General features: G+C 74.1%; 20 protein-coding genes. 12 read left to right on the plus strand and 8 right to left on the minus strand.

The window, feature by feature from the left end:
- Nucleotides 1-16 precede the first annotated feature (16 nt).
- Nucleotides 17-514 (minus strand): GNAT family N-acetyltransferase, encoded by a 498-nt coding sequence (locus tag AC5L3Z_RS06665; protein ID WP_494840328.1) that lies wholly within the window; start codon nucleotides 512-514, stop codon nucleotides 17-19.
- Between the two features lie 115 nt (nucleotides 515-629).
- On the opposite strand from AC5L3Z_RS06665, the gene AC5L3Z_RS06670 reads away from it, so the two are divergent.
- From AC5L3Z_RS06670 to AC5L3Z_RS06685, 4 genes are all read left to right on the plus strand, one after another.
- Entirely contained in the window at nucleotides 630-1,013 is a 384-nt protein-coding gene (locus AC5L3Z_RS06670) for an ArsR/SmtB family transcription factor (RefSeq protein WP_494840330.1), read from the plus strand.
- 33 nt (nucleotides 1,014-1,046) lie between these two features.
- Nucleotides 1,047-1,730: an arsenate reductase/protein-tyrosine-phosphatase family protein gene (locus AC5L3Z_RS06675; RefSeq protein ID WP_494840332.1), complete on the plus strand. Its 684-nt coding sequence runs from the start codon at nucleotides 1,047-1,049 to the stop codon at nucleotides 1,728-1,730.
- 77 nt (nucleotides 1,731-1,807) lie between these two features.
- Nucleotides 1,808-2,551, plus strand: a complete 744-nt coding sequence (locus tag AC5L3Z_RS06680) for an aquaporin (RefSeq protein WP_494840333.1) — start codon at nucleotides 1,808-1,810, stop codon at nucleotides 2,549-2,551.
- Between the two features lie 33 nt (nucleotides 2,552-2,584).
- Complete coding sequence (locus tag AC5L3Z_RS06685) at nucleotides 2,585-2,989, plus strand: arsenate reductase ArsC (protein ID WP_494840335.1); 405 nt, start codon at nucleotides 2,585-2,587, stop codon at nucleotides 2,987-2,989.
- A 43-nt stretch (nucleotides 2,990-3,032) separates the two neighbouring features.
- Here the strand turns inward: AC5L3Z_RS06685 and AC5L3Z_RS06690 are convergent, their stop codons facing one another.
- From AC5L3Z_RS06690 to AC5L3Z_RS06700, 3 genes are read right to left on the minus strand one after another with little or no spacing between them, the layout of a single operon-like run.
- On the minus strand, nucleotides 3,033-4,370 hold the full coding sequence (locus AC5L3Z_RS06690; protein ID WP_494840637.1) for an MGH1-like glycoside hydrolase domain-containing protein: 1,338 nt from the start codon (nucleotides 4,368-4,370) through the stop codon (nucleotides 3,033-3,035).
- Nucleotides 4,371-4,408: 38 nt separating this feature from the next.
- Nucleotides 4,409-5,227 (minus strand): sugar phosphate isomerase/epimerase family protein, encoded by an 819-nt coding sequence (locus AC5L3Z_RS06695; RefSeq protein ID WP_494840336.1) that lies wholly within the window; start codon nucleotides 5,225-5,227, stop codon nucleotides 4,409-4,411.
- Nucleotides 5,227-6,264, minus strand: a complete 1,038-nt coding sequence (locus AC5L3Z_RS06700) for a zinc-dependent alcohol dehydrogenase (protein ID WP_494840338.1) — start codon at nucleotides 6,262-6,264, stop codon at nucleotides 5,227-5,229. Before AC5L3Z_RS06700 ends, AC5L3Z_RS06695 begins: the two co-directional genes overlap by 1 nt.
- 117 nt (nucleotides 6,265-6,381) lie before the next feature.
- Between AC5L3Z_RS06700 and AC5L3Z_RS06705 the strand changes: the two genes are divergently transcribed.
- The 4 genes from AC5L3Z_RS06705 (at nucleotide 6,382) to AC5L3Z_RS06720 (ending at nucleotide 10,305) form a co-directional block, all read left to right on the plus strand.
- Nucleotides 6,382-7,776, plus strand: coding sequence for an ABC transporter substrate-binding protein (locus tag AC5L3Z_RS06705; RefSeq protein ID WP_494840340.1), 1,395 nt, complete (start codon nucleotides 6,382-6,384; stop codon nucleotides 7,774-7,776).
- Nucleotides 7,773-8,732 carry a carbohydrate ABC transporter permease gene (locus tag AC5L3Z_RS06710; RefSeq protein WP_494840342.1) on the plus strand — a complete coding sequence of 320 codons (960 nt, stop codon included), beginning with the start codon at nucleotides 7,773-7,775 and terminating at the stop codon, nucleotides 8,730-8,732. The genes AC5L3Z_RS06705 and AC5L3Z_RS06710 overlap by 4 nt, the downstream gene beginning before the upstream one ends.
- On the plus strand, nucleotides 8,732-9,598 hold the full coding sequence (locus AC5L3Z_RS06715) for a carbohydrate ABC transporter permease (protein ID WP_494840344.1): 867 nt from the start codon (nucleotides 8,732-8,734) through the stop codon (nucleotides 9,596-9,598). Before AC5L3Z_RS06710 ends, AC5L3Z_RS06715 begins: the two co-directional genes overlap by 1 nt.
- A 101-nt stretch (nucleotides 9,599-9,699) precedes the next feature.
- The gene (locus AC5L3Z_RS06720; RefSeq protein ID WP_494840346.1) at nucleotides 9,700-10,305 is read left to right on the plus strand and encodes a class I SAM-dependent methyltransferase; all 606 of its coding nucleotides are present in this window, start codon (nucleotides 9,700-9,702) and stop codon (nucleotides 10,303-10,305) included.
- Between the two features lie 53 nt (nucleotides 10,306-10,358).
- Here the strand turns inward: AC5L3Z_RS06720 and eccB are convergent, their stop codons facing one another.
- On the minus strand, nucleotides 10,359-11,750 hold the full coding sequence (eccB, locus tag AC5L3Z_RS06725; protein WP_494840348.1) for a type VII secretion protein EccB: 1,392 nt from the start codon (nucleotides 11,748-11,750) through the stop codon (nucleotides 10,359-10,361).
- A gap of 133 nt (nucleotides 11,751-11,883) precedes the next feature.
- On the opposite strand from eccB, the gene AC5L3Z_RS06730 reads away from it, so the two are divergent.
- The 4 genes from AC5L3Z_RS06730 to AC5L3Z_RS06745 all read left to right on the plus strand — a co-directional run bounded on the left by AC5L3Z_RS06730 (nucleotide 11,884) and on the right by AC5L3Z_RS06745 (nucleotide 15,419).
- Complete coding sequence (locus AC5L3Z_RS06730; RefSeq protein ID WP_494840349.1) at nucleotides 11,884-12,486, plus strand: class I SAM-dependent methyltransferase; 603 nt, start codon at nucleotides 11,884-11,886, stop codon at nucleotides 12,484-12,486.
- A 108-nt stretch (nucleotides 12,487-12,594) separates the two neighbouring features.
- Nucleotides 12,595-13,305 carry a polyamine aminopropyltransferase gene (locus AC5L3Z_RS06735; RefSeq protein ID WP_494840351.1) on the plus strand — a complete coding sequence of 237 codons (711 nt, stop codon included), beginning with the start codon at nucleotides 12,595-12,597 and terminating at the stop codon, nucleotides 13,303-13,305.
- Nucleotides 13,306-13,387: 82 nt separating this feature from the next.
- Entirely contained in the window at nucleotides 13,388-13,567 is a 180-nt protein-coding gene (locus tag AC5L3Z_RS06740; protein ID WP_494840353.1) for a hypothetical protein, read from the plus strand.
- A gap of 172 nt (nucleotides 13,568-13,739) precedes the next feature.
- Nucleotides 13,740-15,419 (plus strand): long-chain-fatty-acid--CoA ligase, encoded by a 1,680-nt coding sequence (locus AC5L3Z_RS06745; protein WP_494840354.1) that lies wholly within the window; start codon nucleotides 13,740-13,742, stop codon nucleotides 15,417-15,419.
- A 6-nt stretch (nucleotides 15,420-15,425) separates the two neighbouring features.
- Here the strand turns inward: AC5L3Z_RS06745 and AC5L3Z_RS06750 are convergent, their stop codons facing one another.
- The 3 genes from AC5L3Z_RS06750 to AC5L3Z_RS06760 are packed head-to-tail and all read right to left on the minus strand — an operon-like array spanning nucleotide 15,426 to nucleotide 19,156.
- Entirely contained in the window at nucleotides 15,426-15,776 is a 351-nt protein-coding gene (locus tag AC5L3Z_RS06750) for a hypothetical protein (protein WP_494840355.1), read from the minus strand.
- 47 nt (nucleotides 15,777-15,823) lie between these two features.
- Complete coding sequence (locus tag AC5L3Z_RS06755; RefSeq protein WP_494840357.1) at nucleotides 15,824-17,632, minus strand: acyl-CoA dehydrogenase; 1,809 nt, start codon at nucleotides 17,630-17,632, stop codon at nucleotides 15,824-15,826.
- Nucleotides 17,633-17,653: 21 nt separating this feature from the next.
- Complete coding sequence (locus AC5L3Z_RS06760; protein WP_494840358.1) at nucleotides 17,654-19,156, minus strand: ATP-binding protein; 1,503 nt, start codon at nucleotides 19,154-19,156, stop codon at nucleotides 17,654-17,656.
- Between the last annotated feature and the right edge of the window lie 236 nt (nucleotides 19,157-19,392).

The following is a 19,392-nucleotide window of genomic DNA, read 5'->3' on the forward strand; positions in this document are numbered from 1 at the left end:
GCGGGACCGGGGCGGGTCAGGAGACGACGGGACTGCGGCGCTCGAGCAGCACCACATCGCGCCAGCGGCCGTGGTGGCGGCCGATCCGTTCGCGTACGCCGATGACCCGGAATCCGGCCCGCCGGTGCAGCGCGAGGCTGGCGGTGTTCTCCGGGAAGACCCCGGACTGGATGGTCCAGATCCCGGCCGCCTCGGTGGAGGCGATCAGCGCGTCGAGCAGCAGCCTCGCCACGCCGCGTCCCCGGGTGGCCGGGTCGACGTAGACGGAGTGCTCCACCACGCCGGCGTAGACCGCCCGGGCGGAGGTGGGCGAGACCGCCGCCCAGCCGCGCAGGGTGTGGTCGCCGTCGACGGCCACGAGGCGGTGGGCGGGAAGCCGGCCGGCGTCGAACGCCGCCCAGGTGGGGGCGGTGGTCTCGAAGCTCGCGTCGCCGCCGTCGAGCCCGGCCTGGTAGATCGCCAACACCGGTTCGGCGTCGTCGGGGCTCATCGGGCGGACGGTGAAGTCGACCATCAGCCACTCCGTTCGGTCGGGGGCGGCGCACCCGGGGGCGACGGCGAGCCGGCTGTCTCGACGTCCATCGAATCAGACGTTTGCACATTGGTTAGATGGCTGTCAACCTAGAGACATGTCGAAGCAGGCGACGCCCGCCCCCCTCGTCGCGCTCACCGCCGACGGGCCCTGCTGCGCTCCACTGACGCAGCGCCGGGTGCCGGCCGAGACCGCGGCCACGCTCGCACCCGCGCTCAAGGCGCTGGGGGATCCCGTCCGGTTGCAGCTGATGTCGATGATCGCCTCCGCCGAGGGCGGCGAGGTGTGCGTCTGCGACCTCACCCCCGCCTTCGACCTCACCGGACCGACCATCTCCCACCATCTCAGGACGCTGCGGGAGGCCGGCCTGGTGGACGCCGAGCGGCGCGGGACCTGGGTCTACTACCGGGCGCGGCCCGCCATCCTGCGCCGGCTCGCCGCGCTGCTCACCGTCGAACCCCCGGCTGACCTGCGCACTTGACGTTCCGGGTTTCACTCAGCGATAGTTGACTCAATGACCGCTGAGCTTTCTTCCCTGGCCGGGCGCGCCCGGATCCACGCCGCGCTGGGCGACCCGGCGCGGCTGGCGATGGTGGACGCGCTCACCCTCGGCGACGCCTCCCCCGGGGAGATCGCGCGCACCCTCGACCTGCCGACCAACCTGGTCGCCCACCACGTCAAGGTGCTCACCGAGGCCGGTCTCGTCGTCCGGGGCCGCTCCGAGGGCGACCGGCGGCGCACCTACCTGCGGCTGCGACCGGAGGCCCTCGCCACGCTGACCCCGCCGCCGCTGCCCGGAGTGGACCGGGTGGTCTTCGTCTGCACCCACAACTCCGCCCGCTCCCAGCTCGCCGCCGCGCTGTGGAAGCGCCGCACCCGCAGCGCCGCCGCCTCCGCCGGCACGAAGCCCGCCGACCGGGTGCACCCCCGCGCGGTGACGGTGGCCCACCGGCACGGCCTGGCTCTCGACCCCGCCGGCACCGCCCACGTCTCCGCCGTGGTTCGCGACGAGGACCTGGTCATCGCCGTCTGCGACAACGCCCACGAGGACCTCACCGGTCCGGTGCGGCCCCGGCTGCACTGGTCGGTGCCCGATCCGGCGCGGGTCGACACCGACGCGGCCTTCGAGGCGGCCTACGCCGACCTCGCCGACCGCATCGACCGGCTCGCCCCCGCCGTCATCGACACCCGCCCGTAGCTCCGCAAGACCACGTCACCACCACACCCGGCCCACAGGCGGCCCGGGACGGCACATCCAGGGGAGAGCACAGACTGATGACCATCGCACTCCGGCGGCGCCTGCTGGCCGAGTTCACCGGCACCGCCCTGCTGGTCACCGCCGTGGTGGGCTCCGGCGTCATGGCCGCCACCCTCTCCCCCGACGACGTCGGGCTCCAACTGCTGGAGAACTCGGTCGCCACCGCGTTCGCCCTCGGTGCCCTCATCCTGATCTTCGGTCCGGTCTCCGGCGCCCACTTCAACCCGGTCGTCTCCGCGGCGGACTGGTTCCTCGGCCGCCGGTCCGGCACCGGCCTGACCGGCCGGGACCTGGGCGGCTACACGCTGGCGCAGGTCGCCGGGGCGATCGCCGGGGCGATCCTGGCGAACCTGATGTTCGACCTGCCGGCCGTGGAGTTCTCCGGCAAGGAGCGCGCGGGAGGGCCCCTCTGGCTCGGTGAGGTCGTCGCCACCGCCGGCCTGATCCTGCTGATCTTCGCCCTCGCCCGGTCCGGTCGCGCCTCCGTCGCGCCCGCCGCCGTCGGCGCCTACATCGGCGCCGCGTACTGGTTCACCTCGTCGACGTCGTTCGCGAATCCCGCGGTGACGGTCGGCCGGACGTTCACCGACACCTTCGCCGGCATCGCGCCCGGTTCCGTCGCGGGCTTCGTCGTCGCCCAGGTGATCGGGCTGGTCGTCGGCGTCGGCCTCCTCGCCGCGCTCTACCCCGACGCCGGCGACGCCGCGGGCCAGGTCGTGGTGCCCGCCGACGACGACCTGGCCCGTGATCCCCGCTCCTGACCGCACCACCGACCCGTACCCGAGAGGCACCTCATGAGCGACAAGCCCAGCGTCCTGTTCGTCTGCGTGCACAACGCGGGCCGGTCCCAGATGGCCGCCGGCTGGCTGCGCCACCTCGCCGGCGACACCGTCGAGGTCCGCTCCGCCGGCTCCGCGCCCGCCGAGACGGTCAACCCGGCCGCCGTGGCGGCCATGCGCGAGGTCGGCATCGACATCACCGACCAGCGGCCGAAGCTGCTGGAGTACGCCACCGCCGAGTCCTCCGACGTCATCGTCACGATGGGCTGCGGCGACGCCTGCCCGGTCTTCCCCGGCAAGCGTTACGAGGACTGGAAGCTCGAGGACCCGGCCGGCAAGGGCGTCGAGGCGGTCCGACCGATCCGGGACGACATCCGCGGCCGGGTGGAGCGCCTGCTGCGCGAACTGCGCCCGGCCTGACCGGCCGCACCGGGAGTCGCGGCAGTGCGGCACGGGGCCGGGGTCAGCTCTCGGCGAGGACGTCCAGGAGGAGCGCGGCGGTCCAGCTGAAGGCCGGTGAGCCGAGGCCGGCGCGGGTGTCGGGGTGGAAGTACTCGTGGCAGCCGGCGGTGGCCACCAGGTCCAGCATGGACCGGCGCAGCCCGGCCGCCAGGTCGGGTCGGCCGTGGCTGCGCAGCCCGCGCCAGAGCAGCCAGTTCAGGTTCATCCAGCTCGGGCCGCGCCAGTACCGCAGCGGCTCGAAGTCCGGGGCGGTCCGGTCGTGGCTGGGCAGCGGCCGGTCCATCCGCGCCGACAGCCCGAACCGCGCCGAGCACGCCTCGGTCACCACCGCCGTCACCTGTCGGGCGGGCAGGTCGGGCAGGATGAGCGGCATCAGGCCGAGCGCTGTCCGTGCCGGGATCAGCCGGTCGGTGCGCAGGTCACGCGGGTGGAAGGTGCCGGTTACCCGGTCGTACAGCCGGTCGACGAGGGCCTCGGTGATCCGGGCCGCCCGGTCCCGGTGCGGGCCCGGGTCCGCGCCGACCACCGGGGCGATCCGGGCGAGGGCGTGCTCGGCGACGCCCAGCGCCGCGTTCACCAGCGGGCACTCCACCAGGAACGGGTGCCGACCGGCCAGGCCCTCGTCGCGGTAGCCGGCCTCCCGGTAGGCGGCGACGATCGCCACGTACCGCGCGTAGTCCAGGTCCGTGGGGCGGTGCGCGGCGTCGGCGTGCGCGGTGTCGTGCCGGCGGTACGCGCGCATCACGGCGACGTCGGCGGGCACGGCGGCCATCGGCGCGTCCCAGGCGGGGCTGTTGTCGACACCCGACTCCCACGGGTGCACGATGCAGGCGAGCCCGGCGCCGCCCACGTTCCGGTGGACGGTCAGGTAGCGCTGCTGGGCGACCAGCCGCGGATAGAGCCGGCGCAACGCCCGCGCCGACTTCTCCGAGGGGGCGCGCCGGTGCGCCAGCCAGGCCGCGAGGGCGTGCACCGGCGGCTGGACGAGGCCGGAGGTGGCGGCGGCGGGAGCGCCCTCGGCGGCGGCCGAGTTCCAGAACTCCGGCCCCGGGAAGTACGAGCCGACCCGCAGCGCCGGGTTGAACACGATGTGCGGCACCCGCCCGTCGGTCCACTGCGCGGCGAAGAGGGTCCGCAGCTCCCGCCAGGCACGGTCGGGGCGGACGTGGACCAGCCCCACGGCGATGAACGCGGAGTCCCAGCTCCACTGGTGCGGGTAGAGGGTGCGCGAGGGCACCGTGTGGTCGTGCTCCCAGTTGCCGTCGAGGGTGGCGACGGCGAGCCGGCGCAGCTCGGCGTGGGTCGGGGCAGCGGGTCCGGACCCGGCGGAGGCGGCCACGCCCGGCCCGGCGCCGGGGGCTCCGGCCGTGCCGGCGCTCACGCCGCCGCCCGCCGGGGCTGGGCGTGCCGCAGCACGGTGGCCGCCTGCTGGAGCGCGCGGACCGGGTCGCCCCGCAGCCGGCACTCCAGGGCCAGCCAGCCCGGATAGCCGAGATCGAGCAGGGTACGCAGCAGCGCGGGCCAGTCCAGGTGCCCGGCGCCCGGCTGGAACCGGTTGGAGTCGCTGACCTGCACGTGCCCCAGGTACGGCGCGGCGGCGCGCAGCGCGCCGTGCACGTCGTCCTCCTCGATGTTCATGTGGAAGGTGTCGGCGACCACCCGCACCGAGGGCAGGCCCACCGCCGCGCAGAGCGTCACCGCCTCGTCGAGCCGGTTCACCATGTGGTCCTCGTACCGGTTGAGCGGCTCCAGGTAGAGGGTGACGCCCTCGGCCCGGGCGTGCTCGCCGAGGGCGCCCAGCGCGTCGACGAGCACCTGCCGGTCACCGGCGGGCGACCGGGGTGGCTCGAACGGCGGCAGCCGGCGGGAGAACATCCCCCACGCGGCCGGGGTCATCGCGCCGATCCCGCCGAGTTCGGCGATCACCGACAACTGGCAGCGCAGGTTCGCCACCGCGTCGCGGGAGCGTTCCGGATCGAAGTCGCCGATGAAGTGGTCCATCTCCACGCAGACCGTCGGCATGACCACGCCCTCGGCGCGGGCCCGGCGCAGCTCCGGCAGCCGCCGGGCGAAGGCCAGGTCACCCCGGCCGCGCAGCTCGATGCCGTCGTAGCCCAGCGAGCGGGCGAGAGCGAACTTCTGGGACAGGTTGGTGCCGGGGAGCAGCTGCTCCTGGCAGGCGATCGGGATCGACATCAGAACCTCAGCACGACTTGGAGAACGTCATCGGCACCGCGGTCGAGCAACGCGAGCGCGTCGGCCACCGCGCGGGCGTCCACGACGTGGCTCACCAGCGGCAGCGGGTCGACGCTGCCCTCGGCCACCAGGTCCATGAAGGTGTGGGCGATGCGGGCACCGGACCACCGGCCGGCCAGACCGGGTGCCGGGGCGGGCCCGGAGACCTGGGCCGCCACCAGTTGGATCCGGTTGTGGTGGAACTCCTCGCCGAGGCCGAGCGCGTCGGCCTGGCCCTGGTAGAAGCCGGCCGCCACGACGCGCCCGGCGTGGGTGGTGGCCCGGATCGCCTCGTGCAGCGCCGGGTAGGCCCCGGACAGCTCCAGGCAGACGTCGGCGCCCCGGCCCTCGGTGACCTCGCGCAGCACGGTGGCGGCGGACTCGACGCCGGCGTCGACGGTGAGCCGGGCGCCGAGCCGGGCGGCCGTCTCCAGCCGGGTGGGCACCCGGTCGACGGCGACCACCCGGGCCCCGGAGAGGACCGCGAGCCGGGTGGCGAGCAGGCCGATGACGCCCTGTCCGAAGATCCCGGCCCAGTCGCCGAGGTGCAGGTCGCCGGAGAGGACGGCAGTCAGCGCGATGGCCCCGGGGCGGGCGAAGACGCCGGCGAGCGGGTCGAGGCCGGGGGCGAGCGGGGTGACCCCCGCGGCGGGCACGACCGCTTCGGCGCGGTGGCCCCAGATACCCCAGACGAGCTGGCCGGGATGTCGGTCGGCGACGTCCGGGGCGACTTCGACGATCTCGCCGACCTCCTCGTAGCCGAAGCCGACCAGCGGGTACGGCACGGGGGTCTGGCGGGGGACGAACATCCGGGTGACGTCGTCCCAGTCCTTGCTGAGCCGGGGATTGCTGCCCCGGTAGAGGGTGAGCTCGGTGCCGGCGGAGATGCCGGAGTAGCGGGTGCGGACCCGGACCTGCCCGGGGCCGAGCGGATCGGAGGGGCAGGGCTCGAGGCTGACGCGCCGCGGCCCGGCCAGAGAGACAACCCAGTTGCCCATGACGTCACTCCCGGGACGTACCGGGCTCAATCTTAACAAAAAATCGTTATATGTCTTGTAATTGATCAATCCAGCACGTTGAATCCCTCATGTACCTCTTCGAGAGGAGTGCCACCGATGTCAACCCCTCCGATGCGGATGCTGGCCGCCACCCTGATCATGGCAGTAACCGGGGCGAGCCTGCTGGCCTGCAGCGACGACAAGTCGAAAAGCGACAGTTCAGAAATAACCGTGTGGAGCCTGGAGGACGTGGCCGACCGGGTCGCCGCCACCAAGGCGATCATCGCCGACTACACCGCCAAGACCGGCGTCAAGGTCAACCTGGTCACCGTCAACGAGGACCAGTTCCCCTCCCTGATCGCCTCCAGCGCCGCCGCCGGAGAGCTGCCCGACGTGGTCGGGTCCGTGTCGCTCGCCGGCATCCGCACCCTCGCCGGCAACGAACTGCTGCACCCCGACGCCAACAAGGAGATCGTCGACAAGCTGGGACGGGACACCTTCTCCCCCCGCGCCCTGGAGCTGACCTCCGACGACGGCAAGCAGCTCTCCGTCCCCAGCGACGGGTGGGGACAGCTGCTGGTCTACCGCAAGGATCTCTTCGACGCCGCCGGCCTGCCGGTACCGGACACGTACGAGAAGATCACCAACGCCGCGCGGACCCTCAACCGCAACGGCGTCGCCGGCATCACGGCCGCCACGGCCCCCGGCGACGTCTTCACCCAGCAGACCTTCGAGCACCTGGCCCTGGCCAACAACTGCCAGCTCACCGACGACTCCGGCGCCGTGAAACTGGACTCGCCGGAGTGTGTCGAGGCCTTCCGCTTCTACGGCGACCTGATGCGGAACCACTCGGTCAAGGGCGCGCAGGACGTGGACACCACCCGGGCCACCTACTTCGCCGGCAAGGCGGCCATGCTGATCTGGTCGCCGTTCATCCTCGACGAGCTGGCCGGCCTGCGCAACGACGCCAAGCCGACCTGCCCGCAGTGCCAGCGGGACCCCAGCTTCCTGGAGGAGCACAGCGGCTTCGTCACCGCGATCAAGGGCCCGAACGGCGCCGAGCCGGCCCAGTACGGCGAGATCAGCTCCTGGGCGGTGCTCGACGGCGCCGCCACCGACCCGGCCCGCTCCTTCGTCGAGTTCATGCTCTCCGACGGCTACCCCCGCTGGTTCGGGATGTCCCCCGAGGGACGCTTCCCGGTCCGCAAGGGCACCGCCGAGGAGAAGGAGAAGTTCCTCACCGCCTGGAACACCAGCCAGGCCGGGGTGGACGCGAAGAAGCCACTCTCCGAGGTGTACGGCGACGAGGTGCTGGCCAACCTGCGCAAGAGCCCGGACACCTTCCAGCGCTGGGGCCTGACCCAGGGCCAGGGCAAGCTGGTCGGCGCGATCCTCGGTGAACTCCCCGTACCCAAGGCCCTCGCGGACGTCGTCGGCGGCAAGACCGACGCGGGCGCGGCCGCCGCCCGGGCCAAGAAGGACGTGGAGGCCATCAAGGCGGGCGTCAATTGACCACCGCACCGCCGGAGGCCGGCCGCTCCCCCACCCGGGAGCGGCCCGGCTCCGGCCGCAAACGCCCGCTCACCCTGCGCCGGCGGGAGTCCCGCGCCGGGCTCGCGCTGGTCGCGCCGACCCTGCTCGTCGTGGTCGCGGTGATCGGCATCCCGATCGTCTGGACCGTGGTGCTGGCCTTCCAGCGGGTACGCCTGGCCACCCTGCGCAAGACCGGGCTCTTCGGTGAGCTGACGCTGGACAACTTCGAGCGGGTGCTCAACACTCCCGGCTTCGCCGACACGCTCTGGACCACCGTCCTCTACAGCCTGGGCGGCACCGGCGGCTCGATCGCGCTGGGCCTGGCCGCGGCGCTGGCGGTCCGCCGTCCGTTCAAGGGCCGCACCCTGGTCCGCGCGTCGATGCTGCTGCCGTACGTGGCGCCGGTGGTGGCGGTGGCGTTCGTCTGGCAGGTGATGCTCGACCCGCAGCTGGGCATCGTCAACAACTGGGGCCAGCGGTTCCTCGGCTGGGACGCACCGATCCCGTTCCTGACCCAGGACTCGACCGCGCTGACCACGGTGGTCGCGTTCGAGGCGTGGCGGTACTTCCCGTTCGCCTTCCTGTTCCTGCTCGCCCGGCTCCAGGCCGTCCCCGGGGAGCTGGAGGAGGCGGCCCGGGTGGACGGCGCCACCCCGACCCAACGGTTCCGGCACATCCTGCTGCCCCAACTGCTCCCGGTGATCGCCCTGCTCGCGGTGCTGCGGTTCATCATGACCTTCAACAAGTTCGACGACGTCTACCTGCTCACCGGCGGTTCGGCCGGGACGGAGGTGGTCAGCGTCCGGGTCTACCAGTTCCTCACCGCCCGGACCGACATCGGCGCGGCGTCGGCGCAGGCGGTCGTGCTGGCCGTGGTGCTGATCGTCTTCGTGGCGATCTACCTGCGCTTCTTCACCGCACGGCAGGAGGGGTGATGGACCGCGACCAGATCGAGACCGTCTCGCTGCGGTGGGTACGCCGGGTGGTGGTCGCGGCGTTCCTGCTCGTCACCGTGCTGCCCTTCTGGTACATGCTGGTGCTCTCGGTGCGCCCGATCGAGCGGCTGCTGCTCGACCCGGGCTCGCTCTGGGTGCCGCTGAGCGAGTTCACCGTCGACACGTACACCGAGGTCCTCAGGTCCGTCGACGACGGCGGCCAGGGTTTCCTCACCTTCATCCGCAACAGCGGCCTGGTCGCCGTGGCGGCCACGGCGCTGACGCTGATCGTCGCCATCCCCGGCGCGTACGCGGTCTCCCGGCTGCGGTTCTTCGGCCGCCGGCAGGTCAACGTGCTGTTCCTGGCGGTCTACCTGTTCCCGTCGATCGTCATCGCGATCCCGCTCTTCGTGGTCTTCACCCGGGCCGGACTACGCGGGTCGCTGTTCGGGCTGGTGCTGGTCTACATCTCACAGACCCTGCCGGTCTCGGTCTACATGCTGAAGAACTACTTCGAGACCATCCCGATCAGCCTGGAGGAGTCCGCGGCCATCGACGGGGCCGGCCGGCTCGGCATCATCCGCCGGGTCAGCCTCCCCCTGGCCGCCCCGTCGATCATGGCGGTCGCGCTCTACGACTTCATGATCGCCTGGAACGAGTTCCTTTTCGCCCTGCTCTTCCTGGTCGACAAGCCCAACCGGTGGACCGTCTCGCTGGGGCTGTCGCTGCTCGCCGACGGGGTGGAGGTGCCCAAGACCGTGCTGATGGCCGGCTCGGTGATCCTCACCCTGCCCATCGTGCTGCTCTTCTTCGCCAGCGAACGGCTGCTCACCGAGGGCCTCACCGCGGGCGCCGAGAAGGGCTGACCGGTCCGGGGCGGCGGTCACCCGCCGCCCCGGGCCGTGACGGCGGTCCCCCCTGCCCGGAGCGGCGCGTAAGGCGGCGGCGCGCCGGTTACCGTGGCGGCATGGCCAACCCGACCCGCTGGGCGACCGAGACCGGTCCCGGGCACTCGCAGTGGTACATCGACCGCTTCCGCAAACTCGCCGCCGAGGGGGCGGACCTCGCCGGCGAGGCCCGGCTGGTCGACGCCATGGTGCCGCCGGGCTCGCGGATCCTCGACGCGGGCTGCGGCACCGGCCGGGTCGGGGCGGCGCTCGCCGCCCGCGGCCACCAGGTGGTCGGGGTCGACGCCGATCCGGCGCTGGTCGAGGCCGCCCGGGCCGACCATCCCGGGCCGCGCTGGCTGGTCGGCGACCTCGCCGAGCTGGACCTCGCCGCGGCGGGCGAGCCGGAACCCTTCGACGCGGCCGTGGTGGCCGGCAACGTGATGGCCTTCGTCGCCGCCGGCACCGAAGCCGCCGTGCTCACCCGGGTCGCCGCCCACCTGCGCCCCGACGGCGTGGTGCTGGTCGGCTTCGGTCTCGACCGGGGCTACCGGATCGAGGACTTCGACGGCGACGCCGTCGCCGCCGGCCTGCGCCGCGAGCACCGCTTCGCCACCTGGGACCTGCGGCCCTGGCGGGAGGACGCGGACTTCGCGGTCACCGTGCTGCGCCGCCCCGCCGACTGACCGCACCGCGACGGGCAGCCCGGGACCGGCTCGCCGCGGTGGCCGCCGGCTGGTCAGGCCGGGGCGGCGACGGCCCGGGCGGTGGCCGGGTCGAGGGCGCTGCCGGCGGGCACCAGGCTCACCAGGGCGGCGGGAAGCCGCACCGGCCGCACGTCCCGGTAGCCGAGCATGCCGAGCACGTCGCCGCCGGTGAGGACGTACCGCCGGCCCAGGTCGGTGACGACGGAGACCGCGCCGCCGGTGGCCCCGGGCGCGGCGACGGACTCGACCACCACGCCCCGGCCCGGCTCGACCACCACGTGGTCGGCGAGCACCCCGCCCCGGCCGGCGGGGGCGACGGTGCGGCCGGCGGCGGTCAGGTCCGGCACCGCGGCGCCGACCCGGACGTCGCGCACCTCACCGTCGTCGCCGACCCGGGTGCAGAGGGCGCCGCCGTCGGCCGCGGCCAGCCGGGGCGGGGAGGGCGGCGGGGCGGCCGGACCGCTCGGCACCAGGTCCGGCAGCTTCGGCAGCGCGGCGAACCGACCCAGGGTGATCGGCGTCGGCTCGCCCTGCCCGGTCCGGGCCATCAGCAGGGCCGCCTGCAACTCGGTGATGCCGGCGAGGCCGTCGCGGGCGGCGACCGCGTACTGCCGGCCGCCGCCGGAGTTGCGGACCAGGTGCACGTCGCCGACCCTGGCGCCGGAGACCTGCGCCGAGGGCTCCCCCAGGCCGGCCAGGGCGGGCGGGGTCAGGTCGGCGCCGGCGGGCAGGGTGTTCAGCAGGGCCGGGGCCACCGGCACGGCCCGCTCGCGGGTCGCGGCCAGCGCCGCCAGCACCCGGCTGGTGTCGCGCAGCAGGTAGCGCCGCTGCTGCCAGAGCAGGTGCAGGGTGCCGTCGGCAGACCGGACCAGCATCCCCTCCGCGCCGAGCGGCCGCCCGCCGCCGGCGTCCCGGCCGATGAGCAGCGCCGAGCGGGGTGCCGGGCGGTCGGCCTCGGTCGCCGTCACCGAGCAGACCGTCCACGGCGCGGTGGAGAGCCGGCCCGGCGCGGGCAGCGAGTCCGGCGCGTCGGCGATGCCCAGCGGCAGGCCCCGCGGCACCCCCTCGATCGAACGGCGGGAGACCAGCACCGTCCGGGCGCTGTCCGCCCCGACGATGAGCAGCGCCGAGGCGTAGTTGAGCACCGGGTGCAGCTTGTCGTCCCGGTAGACGAACCGGGCGCCGGACTCCTTCTCCACGATCACCGCGCCGGTGTCGCGCCATTTCGTGCCGCCGCCGGCGAAGAGCCCGTAGAGCGCGAAGCCGCCCAGCCCGATGGCCGCCACCAGGACGCTGGCCAGGCCGGCGCCGGCGAGCCGACGGAACGGCGACTGCGCCGGGTCGGTCTCCCGCATCACCAGGGCGGCGACCGCCCGTTGGACGGTGAACTGGTATGAGTGGAGCTGGTCCTGCCGCGACGGCATGGTGTCCCTTCCGGCGATTTCCCGGGCACAGGATATGCGTTGCGTCGATGTCTCGTTGACCCAGCGTCGCCGTGCCCCGGGGCGGCGGGAGGCGGGCTCCCCCACCACCGGCTCCGTCGCGTATAACCGGTCGGTGGACAGCGACGACTGGGACGCCCGGTACGCCGGCTCGGCCGAGCTGGTGTGGACGGCGGAGCCGAACCGTTTCGTGGTGGCGACGACCGCCGATCTGCCCCCGGGCGACGCGCTGGACCTCGCCGCCGGCGAGGGGCGCAACGCGGTGTGGCTGGCCGAACGGGGCTGGCGAGTCACCGCCGTGGACTTCTCGCCGGTCGCGGTGGAACGCGGGCGGCAGCTGGCGGGGCGGCGGGGCGTACCGGTGCGCTGGCAGATCGCCGACGTCACCGCGACCGCACCTGAGCCCGACCGCTACGACCTGGTGGTCGTCGCCTACCTGCACCTGCCCCCGGCCGACCTGGCCACCGTGCTGGCCGGTGCCCGCCGGGCGCTGCGGTTGGGCGGCACGGTGGTGGTCGTCGGACACGACCGGGCCAACCTCGACGTCGGGACGGGCGGCCCCCGCGACCCGGCGATCCTGCTCACCCCGGAGGCGGTGGTCGCCGGCCTCACCGGGCTGCGGGTGGACCGGGCGGAGACGGCCCGCCGGCCGGTGGCCGTGGCGGGCGGCACCGTCGACGCCCTGGACACGGTGGTGGTCGCCCGTCGGCCCGGGTGAGCCGGTGGTCCGACGGCGATGACCTGGCCCCGGGCCGGTCGCGGCGGTGGCCCCGGTCGGCCCGGCCGGTAGCATCCGCACGGACGGCGACGGCAGAGAGGCGGCCGGATGGGCTTGCGATTCGAGGAACTGGCCTGGCGGGAGACCCCGATCGGCTCCATCAGCCTGCGCCGGCGCCGCGACCCGGCGCTCGACGTCGACGTGTACGAGGTCAAGCTCGACGACGAGTTCCTGATGTCCAGCCTCTTCCCGGTCGCGGAGATCGAGCTGGCCCGGTTGGGCCTGGCGCCGCTGACCGGCGACGACCTCGACGTGGTGGTAGGCGGTCTCGGCCTCGGCTACACCGCCCGGACGGCGCTGGAGGACGCCCGGGTCGGTTCGCTGGTGGTCGTCGAGGCGATCGAGGACGTGATCGACTGGCACCGTCGGCAACTGCTCCCCTTCGCCGCCGGGCTGGCCGCCGACCCGCGTACCCGGTTCGTCCGGGCCGACTTCTTCGCCGCCGTCGCCGCCGGTGACCTCGACCCGGAGCGGCCCGACCGCCGCTTCCACGCGGTGCTGCTGGACGTCGACCACTCCCCGCGCAACGTGCTGCACCCGAGCCACGCCCCCTTCTACACCCCGGAGGGCCTGCGCCGGCTTGCCGGCCTGCTGCACCCGGAAGGGGTCTTCGCGCTCTGGTCGGACGACCCGCCGGACGCCGACTTCGGCGCGGCGCTCGCCGAGGTGTTTCCGACCTCCGAGGCGCACGTGGTGCGCTTCGCCAACCCGTTCACCGGCGGCGAGTCGGCCAACACCGTCTACGTCGCGCACCGCTGAGGCCGATCCGCCGCCCCGGGCGGGCATGGCCCCGGTCGGAAGGGGGAAGACCCGGGCGGGAACCGAGGCCGGGGAGGCGAACATGCGGGCGCTGCTCTGGATCGTCGGCATCGCCGGCGGCGCGCTCCTCCTGCTCGGCCTGCTCCTCGAAGCGGCCCGCTGGCTGGTGATCATCGGGGGGATCGCGCTGGTCGCGGTCGCCGTCCTGGGTTTCCTTCAGGGCCGACGGGCGGCGCGGCGCCAGCCCCCCGGCCGCCGCTAGGCCGGCCTCGAGGTCCGATCCGTCCGGGCCGGGACAACACCGCGGTGCGCTGGACCGGGTGCGGACACCGCGTACGGGCCCGTAGGTTACCGACCTGTAATTAGGCTGGTCACGGGGTGCGCCGGTCGTCGCGTACGCCCGCCGCGCCAGCGTGACCAGCGAGGAGGGACCGATGGACCTGACCGCCGAGCGGCCCTGGCTGCGCAGCTACCCGCCGGACGTGCCGGCCACCATCACCGTCCCCGACGACTCGCTGGTCGACCTGCTCCGCGAGGCGGCCCGCCGGTTCGGCCCCCGGGTCGCGCTGGACTTCTTCGGTGCGACCACCACGTACGCCGAGCTGGACGCTCAGGTGGCGCGGGTGGCGGAGGGGCTGCGCCGCCTCGGCGTGGGCGCGGGCGAGCGGGTGGCGCTGGTGCTGCCGAACTGCCCGCAGCACGTCGTCGCCTTCTACGCCGCGCTGCGCCTCGGCGCGGTGGTGGTCGAGCACAACCCGCGCTACACCCCGGAGGAGCTCTCCCGCCAGCTCACCGACCACGGCGCGCGGCTGGCGGTGGCGTGGGACAAGATGGCGTCGCAGGTCCGGGAGGCCGGCGCGGTGGAGACCGTGGTGGCGGTCGACCTCACCCGGGCGCTGCCCCGGCTCAAGCGCTGGGCGCTGCGGCTGCCCACGCGGAAGGCGCGCGCCCACCGCGCGGCGATGACCGCACCGGCACCGGACGCGATGAGCTGGGACTCGCTGCTGGCGGCCGGCCCGCTCGCCGCCGACCACCCGGCGCCCGGCCCGGACGACACCGCGCTGCTGCAGTACACCGGCGGCACCACCGGCGCCCCGAAGGGCGCGATCCTCAGCCACCGCAACCTGCGGGCCAACGCCGCGCAGGGTCGCGCCTGGGTGCCCTGGCTGCGCGACGGCGAGGAGACGTTCTACGCCGTCCTGCCGCTGTTCCACGCCTACGGGCTGACGCTCTGCCTGACCTTCTCGGTGAGCGTCGGCGCCACCCTGGTGCTCTTCCCCAAGTTCGACCTCGACAAGGTCCTGGCCGCGATCGGCCGCCGCCCGCCGACGTTCCTGCCGGCGGTGCCACCCATCTACGAGAAGCTCGCCACCGCCGCCCGCGAACGCGGCGTGGACCTCAGCCCCATCCGGTACGCCCTGTCCGGCGCGATGGCCCTGCCGCCGGCCACGGTCGAGCTGTGGGAGTCGGTCACCGGCGGCCTGCTGGTCGAGGGGTACGGCATGACCGAGACCTCCCCGGTGGCGCTCGCCAACCCGATCTCTCCCGCCCGGCGGCCGGGCACGGTCGGGCTGCCCTTCCCCTCCACCGAGGTCCGGGTCGTCGACCCCGAGGACCCGGCCCGGGTCCGCCCCGCGGGTGAGGCCGGCGAGTTGCTGGTCCGGGGGCCGCAGGTCTTCTCCGGTTACTGGAACCGTCCGAAGGAGACCGCGGCGGCCCTGCTGCCGGACGGCTGGGTGCGCAGCGGGGACGTGGTGGTGATGGACTCCGACGGTTTCGTCACCGTGGTCGACCGGATCAAGGAGATGATCATCGCCGGCGGGTTCAACGTCTACCCGTCGGAAGTGGAGGAGGCGCTGCGCCGGGTCCCCGGGGTGCGGGAGGCCGCCGCGGTCGGTCTGCCCGGCGAGCACGGCGGTGAGGACGTCGTCGCCGCGGTCGAGCTGGACGAAGGGGCCGACGCCGAGCCCGACGACATCCGGAGCAGCTGCCGCCACCACCTCACCGGCTACAAGGTGCCGCGGCGGGTGGTCGTGGTCGACGAACTGCCCCGCTCGCCGATCGGCAAGGTGCTGCGCCGCCAGGTCCGCGACCGGCTGCTCGCCGAGGGCTGAACGTCGTCAGCGGAACGGGGGTCCCAGCCGCAGGAGCCGCCGGGCCCGACGGCGGTCCAGCCAGTGCGGCGCGGGCGGGTCGGTCGGGTCGTCGCCCAGGAGGCCGACCAGCAGCGCGAGCCAGAAGCCGAAGGCGCTGGCGATGTTGCGGGCCCGACCCGGCTCCGGGGCGCCCGGCGGCAGCACCACCTGCGCCCACCGCCACGCGACCCAGGCGACCTCGTCGTCCGGGTGGTGCCGCCGGGCCCGGCTGAGCGTGACGACCTCCCGGCGGACCGGGGTCGGCAACCGCCACCACCGTCGCAACGTCACCAGCCGCTCGTCGGCGACCGAGTGCGCCGCCTCGCCCGCTTCCATGCCCGACAACGGTAGGGGGCTGGCGCAACCGGCTCGGCCCACACCGCTCAGAACCAGTCGTCGCGCATCTCCAGGGTGGTCCGGTCCAGGCTGTCCAGCAGGTCGAACCAGGCCGTGGTGCGCGGCAGCTCGTACCGGAAGAAGTAGCGGGCGGCCTGCCGCTTGCCGGCGTAGAAGGCGGCGTCGGGGTCACCGGTCGCCGCCTCGACGACCAGCAGCTGCTCCAGCCACATCCAGGCGATCACCACGTGGCCGACCGCCTCCAGGTAGGCGCTGGCGTTGGCCAGGGCCAGCGACGGGTCGCCGGTGGCCCAGAGCCGGCGGGTGGTGGCGGCGACCCGGTCCGTCGCCCCGCGCAGCTGCGCGGCCAGCTCGGCGGCTTCGCCATCGGCCTTCCAGCCGCGGCTCACCGTCGCGCCGATCGTCTCCAACAGCAGCGTCAGCCCGGCTCCGCCGCTCATGGTGACCTTGCGGCCCAGCAGGTCGAGCGCCTGGATGCCGTGGGTGCCCTCGTGGATGGGGTTGAGCCGGTTGTCGCGCCAGTGCTGCTCGACGTCGTAGTCGCGGGTGTAGCCGTAGCCGCCGTGCACCTGGATGGCCAGGTCGTTGGCGGCCAGGCACCACTGCGACGGCCAGCTCTTCGCGATCGGGGTGAGCATGTCCAGCAGCAGGTGCGCCCGTTCCCGGTCCGCCGGGTCCGGGGCGGTCCGCTCCTCGTCGAGGAGGCGTCCGCAGTAGAGCACCAGGGCCAGGGCGCCTTCCACGTAGCTCTTCTGGGCCAGCAGCATCCGGCGTACGTCGGCGTGGGCCACGATCGGCACCTGCGGCGCCGTCGGGTCCTTGTCGGCGACCGGCCGGCCCTGCGGGCGCTGCCGCGCGTACGCCAGGGACTTCAGGTAGCCGGTGTAGCCGAGCGCGGTGGCGCCGGCCCCCACGCCGATGCGCGCCTCGTTCATCATGTGGAACATCTGCGCCAGCCCCTGGTGCGGCTCGCCCACCAGGTAGCCGACCGCGCCGGCCCGGCCGTCCGGCCGGTGCACCCCCTCGCCGAAGTTGAGCAGGGTGTTGGTGGTGCCCCGGTAGCCCATCTTGTGGTTGAGGCCGACCAGCACGACGTCGTTGCGGGCGCCGAGCGCGCCGTCCGCCTCGACCAGCAGCTTCGGCACGATGAACAGCGAGATGCCCTTCACCCCGGCCGGGCCGTCGGGGATCCGGGCCAGCACCAGGTGGACGATGTTCTCGGCCAGCTCGTGGTCCCCACCGGAGATCCACATCTTGGTGCCGAAGATCCGGTAGGTCCCGTCGTCCTGCGGCTCGGCCCGGGTGGTGATGTCGGCCAGCGAGCTGCCGGCCTGCGGCTCGGACAGGCACATCGTGCCGAAGAACCGGCCCTGCACCATGGGCCGGACGAAGGTGTCGATCTGTGCGGCGCTGCCGTGGGCGAGCAGCAGGTTGGCGTTGCCGAGGGTGAGGAACGGGTACGCCGACGTCCCGATGTTGGCCGCCTGGAAGTGGGCGAAGGCGGCGGCGGAGACGACGTGCGGCAGCTGCATCCCGCCGACGGAGGCGTCCAGGCTGGCGGCGAGCAGACCAGTCTCGGCGAAGACGTCCAGCGCGGCCTTGACCTGCGGGATCATCCGTACCCGGCCGCCGGAGACGGTGGGCTCGCTGGTGTCGGCGGCCCGGTTGTGCGGGGCGAAGTGGTCGGTGGCGACCCGCTCGGCGAGGTCGAGCACGTCGTCGAAGGTCTCCCGGGAGTGCTCGGCGTAGCGGGATCGTTCGGTCAGCCGGGGCGCGTCCAGCCACTCGTAGAGCAGGAACTTCAGGTCACGGCGGGACAGCAGGGTGGGCGACACGGGTCTCCTTCCGACGGGCCGTCAGCCGCGGCGCAGCCCGGCGACGGCCTCCCGGAGGTCATCCTGGCTGATCGGGCCGGCCGGCGCACCCTCCGACGCCTCGCGCATCGCCTTGGCGAGTTGCACCCGGCGCAGCACCTCACGGATGTCCGCGCCGGACATCCCCGGGGTGAGCGCCGCCAGGCCACCCGGGTCGACGTCGTCGGCGAACATCCGGAAGCCGGGCCGCTCGTGCCGGTCGATCAGCTCACGGACCATCTTGGTGATGATCTCGGCGCGTCCGGTCTCGTCGGGCAGCGGGATGGCCAGCTTGACGTCGAAGCGCCCGGACCGGGTCAGCGAGGCGTCGACCCGCTGCGGGAAGTTGGTGGTGGCCACCACGATGACGTCCGGGTTGGCCTCGATGAGGGTGTTCATCTCCTGCTTGAAGATGCCGGCGACGGCGTTGACCGCCTGGCTGGCGGCGTCCCCGCCGGCGCCGGCGTAGCTGATGATGCTGTCGAACTCGTCGAAGAGCATGACGGTGGGCCGCCGGTAGCCCCGGGCCTCGCGGAAGATCTGCTTGATGTTGCGCTCGGAGCCGCCGAGGTACTTGTCGAGGATCTCCGGGGTGCGGATCTCCCGGAAGTCGGCGCCGATCTCGTTGGCCAGGGCCCGGGCGAGCATGGTCTTGCCGGTGCCCGGCGGCCCGTACATCAGGATGCCCTGCGGGCGGCGGGCGCCCCAGCGGGCCATCACCTGCGGGTGCCGGAACGACACCGCGATCTCCCGGAACCGGGCCACCACCTCGTCGAGGCCCCCGACCTGGTCGAGGGTCACCGCCGCGGCGACCGGCGGCGTCGCGACCGCCTCCGGCCGGCGACCCACGGTGTACGCCCGCCCGGCCAGCACCCGGGGTTCGGGGGTGTCACCGGCCAGCTCACGGACGGCCTGCAGGACGACCGCGACCATCGCCCGCAGGTGTGCCGGCGTGACGTCCGCACTGGACACGGCCCCGCGTACGGTGGCCGTCCGACCGCCGGAGGTGGCCTCGTGCTCGATGCGCGGGTGCAGCCCCAGCGCCTGGGCGGCGTGCAGCGCCGCCGTGCCGGCCGCGTCCCGGGGCGGCTCGGCCGGCGGGGTGCCGGACGGGCGCAGCCCGAGCCGTCGGGACGCCTCGGTGGCGACCCGTCCGACGCCGGCGACCACCCGGCCGGCCACCGGGTCACCGGCGGCGAGCCGGTGGGCCAGCAGCAGCCCGGCCGGCCCGCCGAGGCCGAGGGCGAGCAGCCCGACGGCGGTGCTGGGCAGCCCGGCCCGCAGGCACGCGTCGAAGCGGTGCACCGGCCGCCCGTCGCGGGTCTCGGTGCGGACGGTGAATCGGACCCGGCGTACCGGCGTGGGGAAGGCCGCGCCGGCCAGCAGCTCCACCGGTCCGGCGGCGGCGGCCGCCAGCAGCCCGGCCGGGTCGACCAGGGTGACCCGGGCACCGAGCAGGTCGGCGGTGTCGGTGTCCGGCCGGAGTGCGTTCCCGTGTCCCGTCATGCGCCCACGTCCCTCGCCGCTTGGGTGCCCGGTGGCAAGTCTGACACCCGTACGCGCCCGCTGCCACCGCCCGGGAGCTGCGGAAAAGGGGTGCGGCACGCCGATCGGTCGGCGTGCCGCACCCCCAGCGGGTCGGCTCGCGCCGGCCCGTACGCGTCCTCGCCGCGATTCCGACGGACCCCCGATGGCGCATCGCTGCGCGCTCCCGTCGAACCTTCCGAGGACGTCACCTGGCA

It is taken from the genome of Micromonospora sp. LZ37 (assembly GCF_059359015.1).

Excerpts from the sequence above, each read along its gene's own strand:
- AC5L3Z_RS06665 (WP_494840328.1), bottom strand. The coding sequence starts at position 514 with ATGGTCGACTTCACCGTCCGCCCGATGAGCCCCGACGACGCCGAACCG.
- AC5L3Z_RS06670 (WP_494840330.1), top strand. The coding sequence starts at position 630 with ATGTCGAAGCAGGCGACGCCCGCCCCCCTCGTCGCGCTCACCGCCGAC.
- AC5L3Z_RS06675 (WP_494840332.1), top strand. The coding sequence starts at position 1,047 with ATGACCGCTGAGCTTTCTTCCCTGGCCGGGCGCGCCCGGATCCACGCC.
- AC5L3Z_RS06680 (WP_494840333.1), top strand. The coding sequence starts at position 1,808 with ATGACCATCGCACTCCGGCGGCGCCTGCTGGCCGAGTTCACCGGCACC.
- AC5L3Z_RS06685 (WP_494840335.1), top strand. The coding sequence starts at position 2,585 with ATGAGCGACAAGCCCAGCGTCCTGTTCGTCTGCGTGCACAACGCGGGC.
- AC5L3Z_RS06695 (WP_494840336.1), bottom strand. The coding sequence starts at position 5,227 with ATGTCGATCCCGATCGCCTGCCAGGAGCAGCTGCTCCCCGGCACCAAC.
- AC5L3Z_RS06700 (WP_494840338.1), bottom strand. The coding sequence starts at position 6,264 with ATGGGCAACTGGGTTGTCTCTCTGGCCGGGCCGCGGCGCGTCAGCCTC.
- AC5L3Z_RS06705 (WP_494840340.1), top strand. The coding sequence starts at position 6,382 with ATGTCAACCCCTCCGATGCGGATGCTGGCCGCCACCCTGATCATGGCA.
- AC5L3Z_RS06715 (WP_494840344.1), top strand. The coding sequence starts at position 8,732 with ATGGACCGCGACCAGATCGAGACCGTCTCGCTGCGGTGGGTACGCCGG.
- AC5L3Z_RS06720 (WP_494840346.1), top strand. The coding sequence starts at position 9,700 with ATGGCCAACCCGACCCGCTGGGCGACCGAGACCGGTCCCGGGCACTCG.
- eccB (WP_494840348.1), bottom strand. The coding sequence starts at position 11,750 with ATGCCGTCGCGGCAGGACCAGCTCCACTCATACCAGTTCACCGTCCAA.
- AC5L3Z_RS06735 (WP_494840351.1), top strand. The coding sequence starts at position 12,595 with ATGGGCTTGCGATTCGAGGAACTGGCCTGGCGGGAGACCCCGATCGGC.
- AC5L3Z_RS06740 (WP_494840353.1), top strand. The coding sequence starts at position 13,388 with ATGCGGGCGCTGCTCTGGATCGTCGGCATCGCCGGCGGCGCGCTCCTC.
- AC5L3Z_RS06745 (WP_494840354.1), top strand. The coding sequence starts at position 13,740 with ATGGACCTGACCGCCGAGCGGCCCTGGCTGCGCAGCTACCCGCCGGAC.
- AC5L3Z_RS06750 (WP_494840355.1), bottom strand. The coding sequence starts at position 15,776 with ATGGAAGCGGGCGAGGCGGCGCACTCGGTCGCCGACGAGCGGCTGGTG.
- AC5L3Z_RS06760 (WP_494840358.1), bottom strand. The coding sequence starts at position 19,156 with ATGACGGGACACGGGAACGCACTCCGGCCGGACACCGACACCGCCGAC.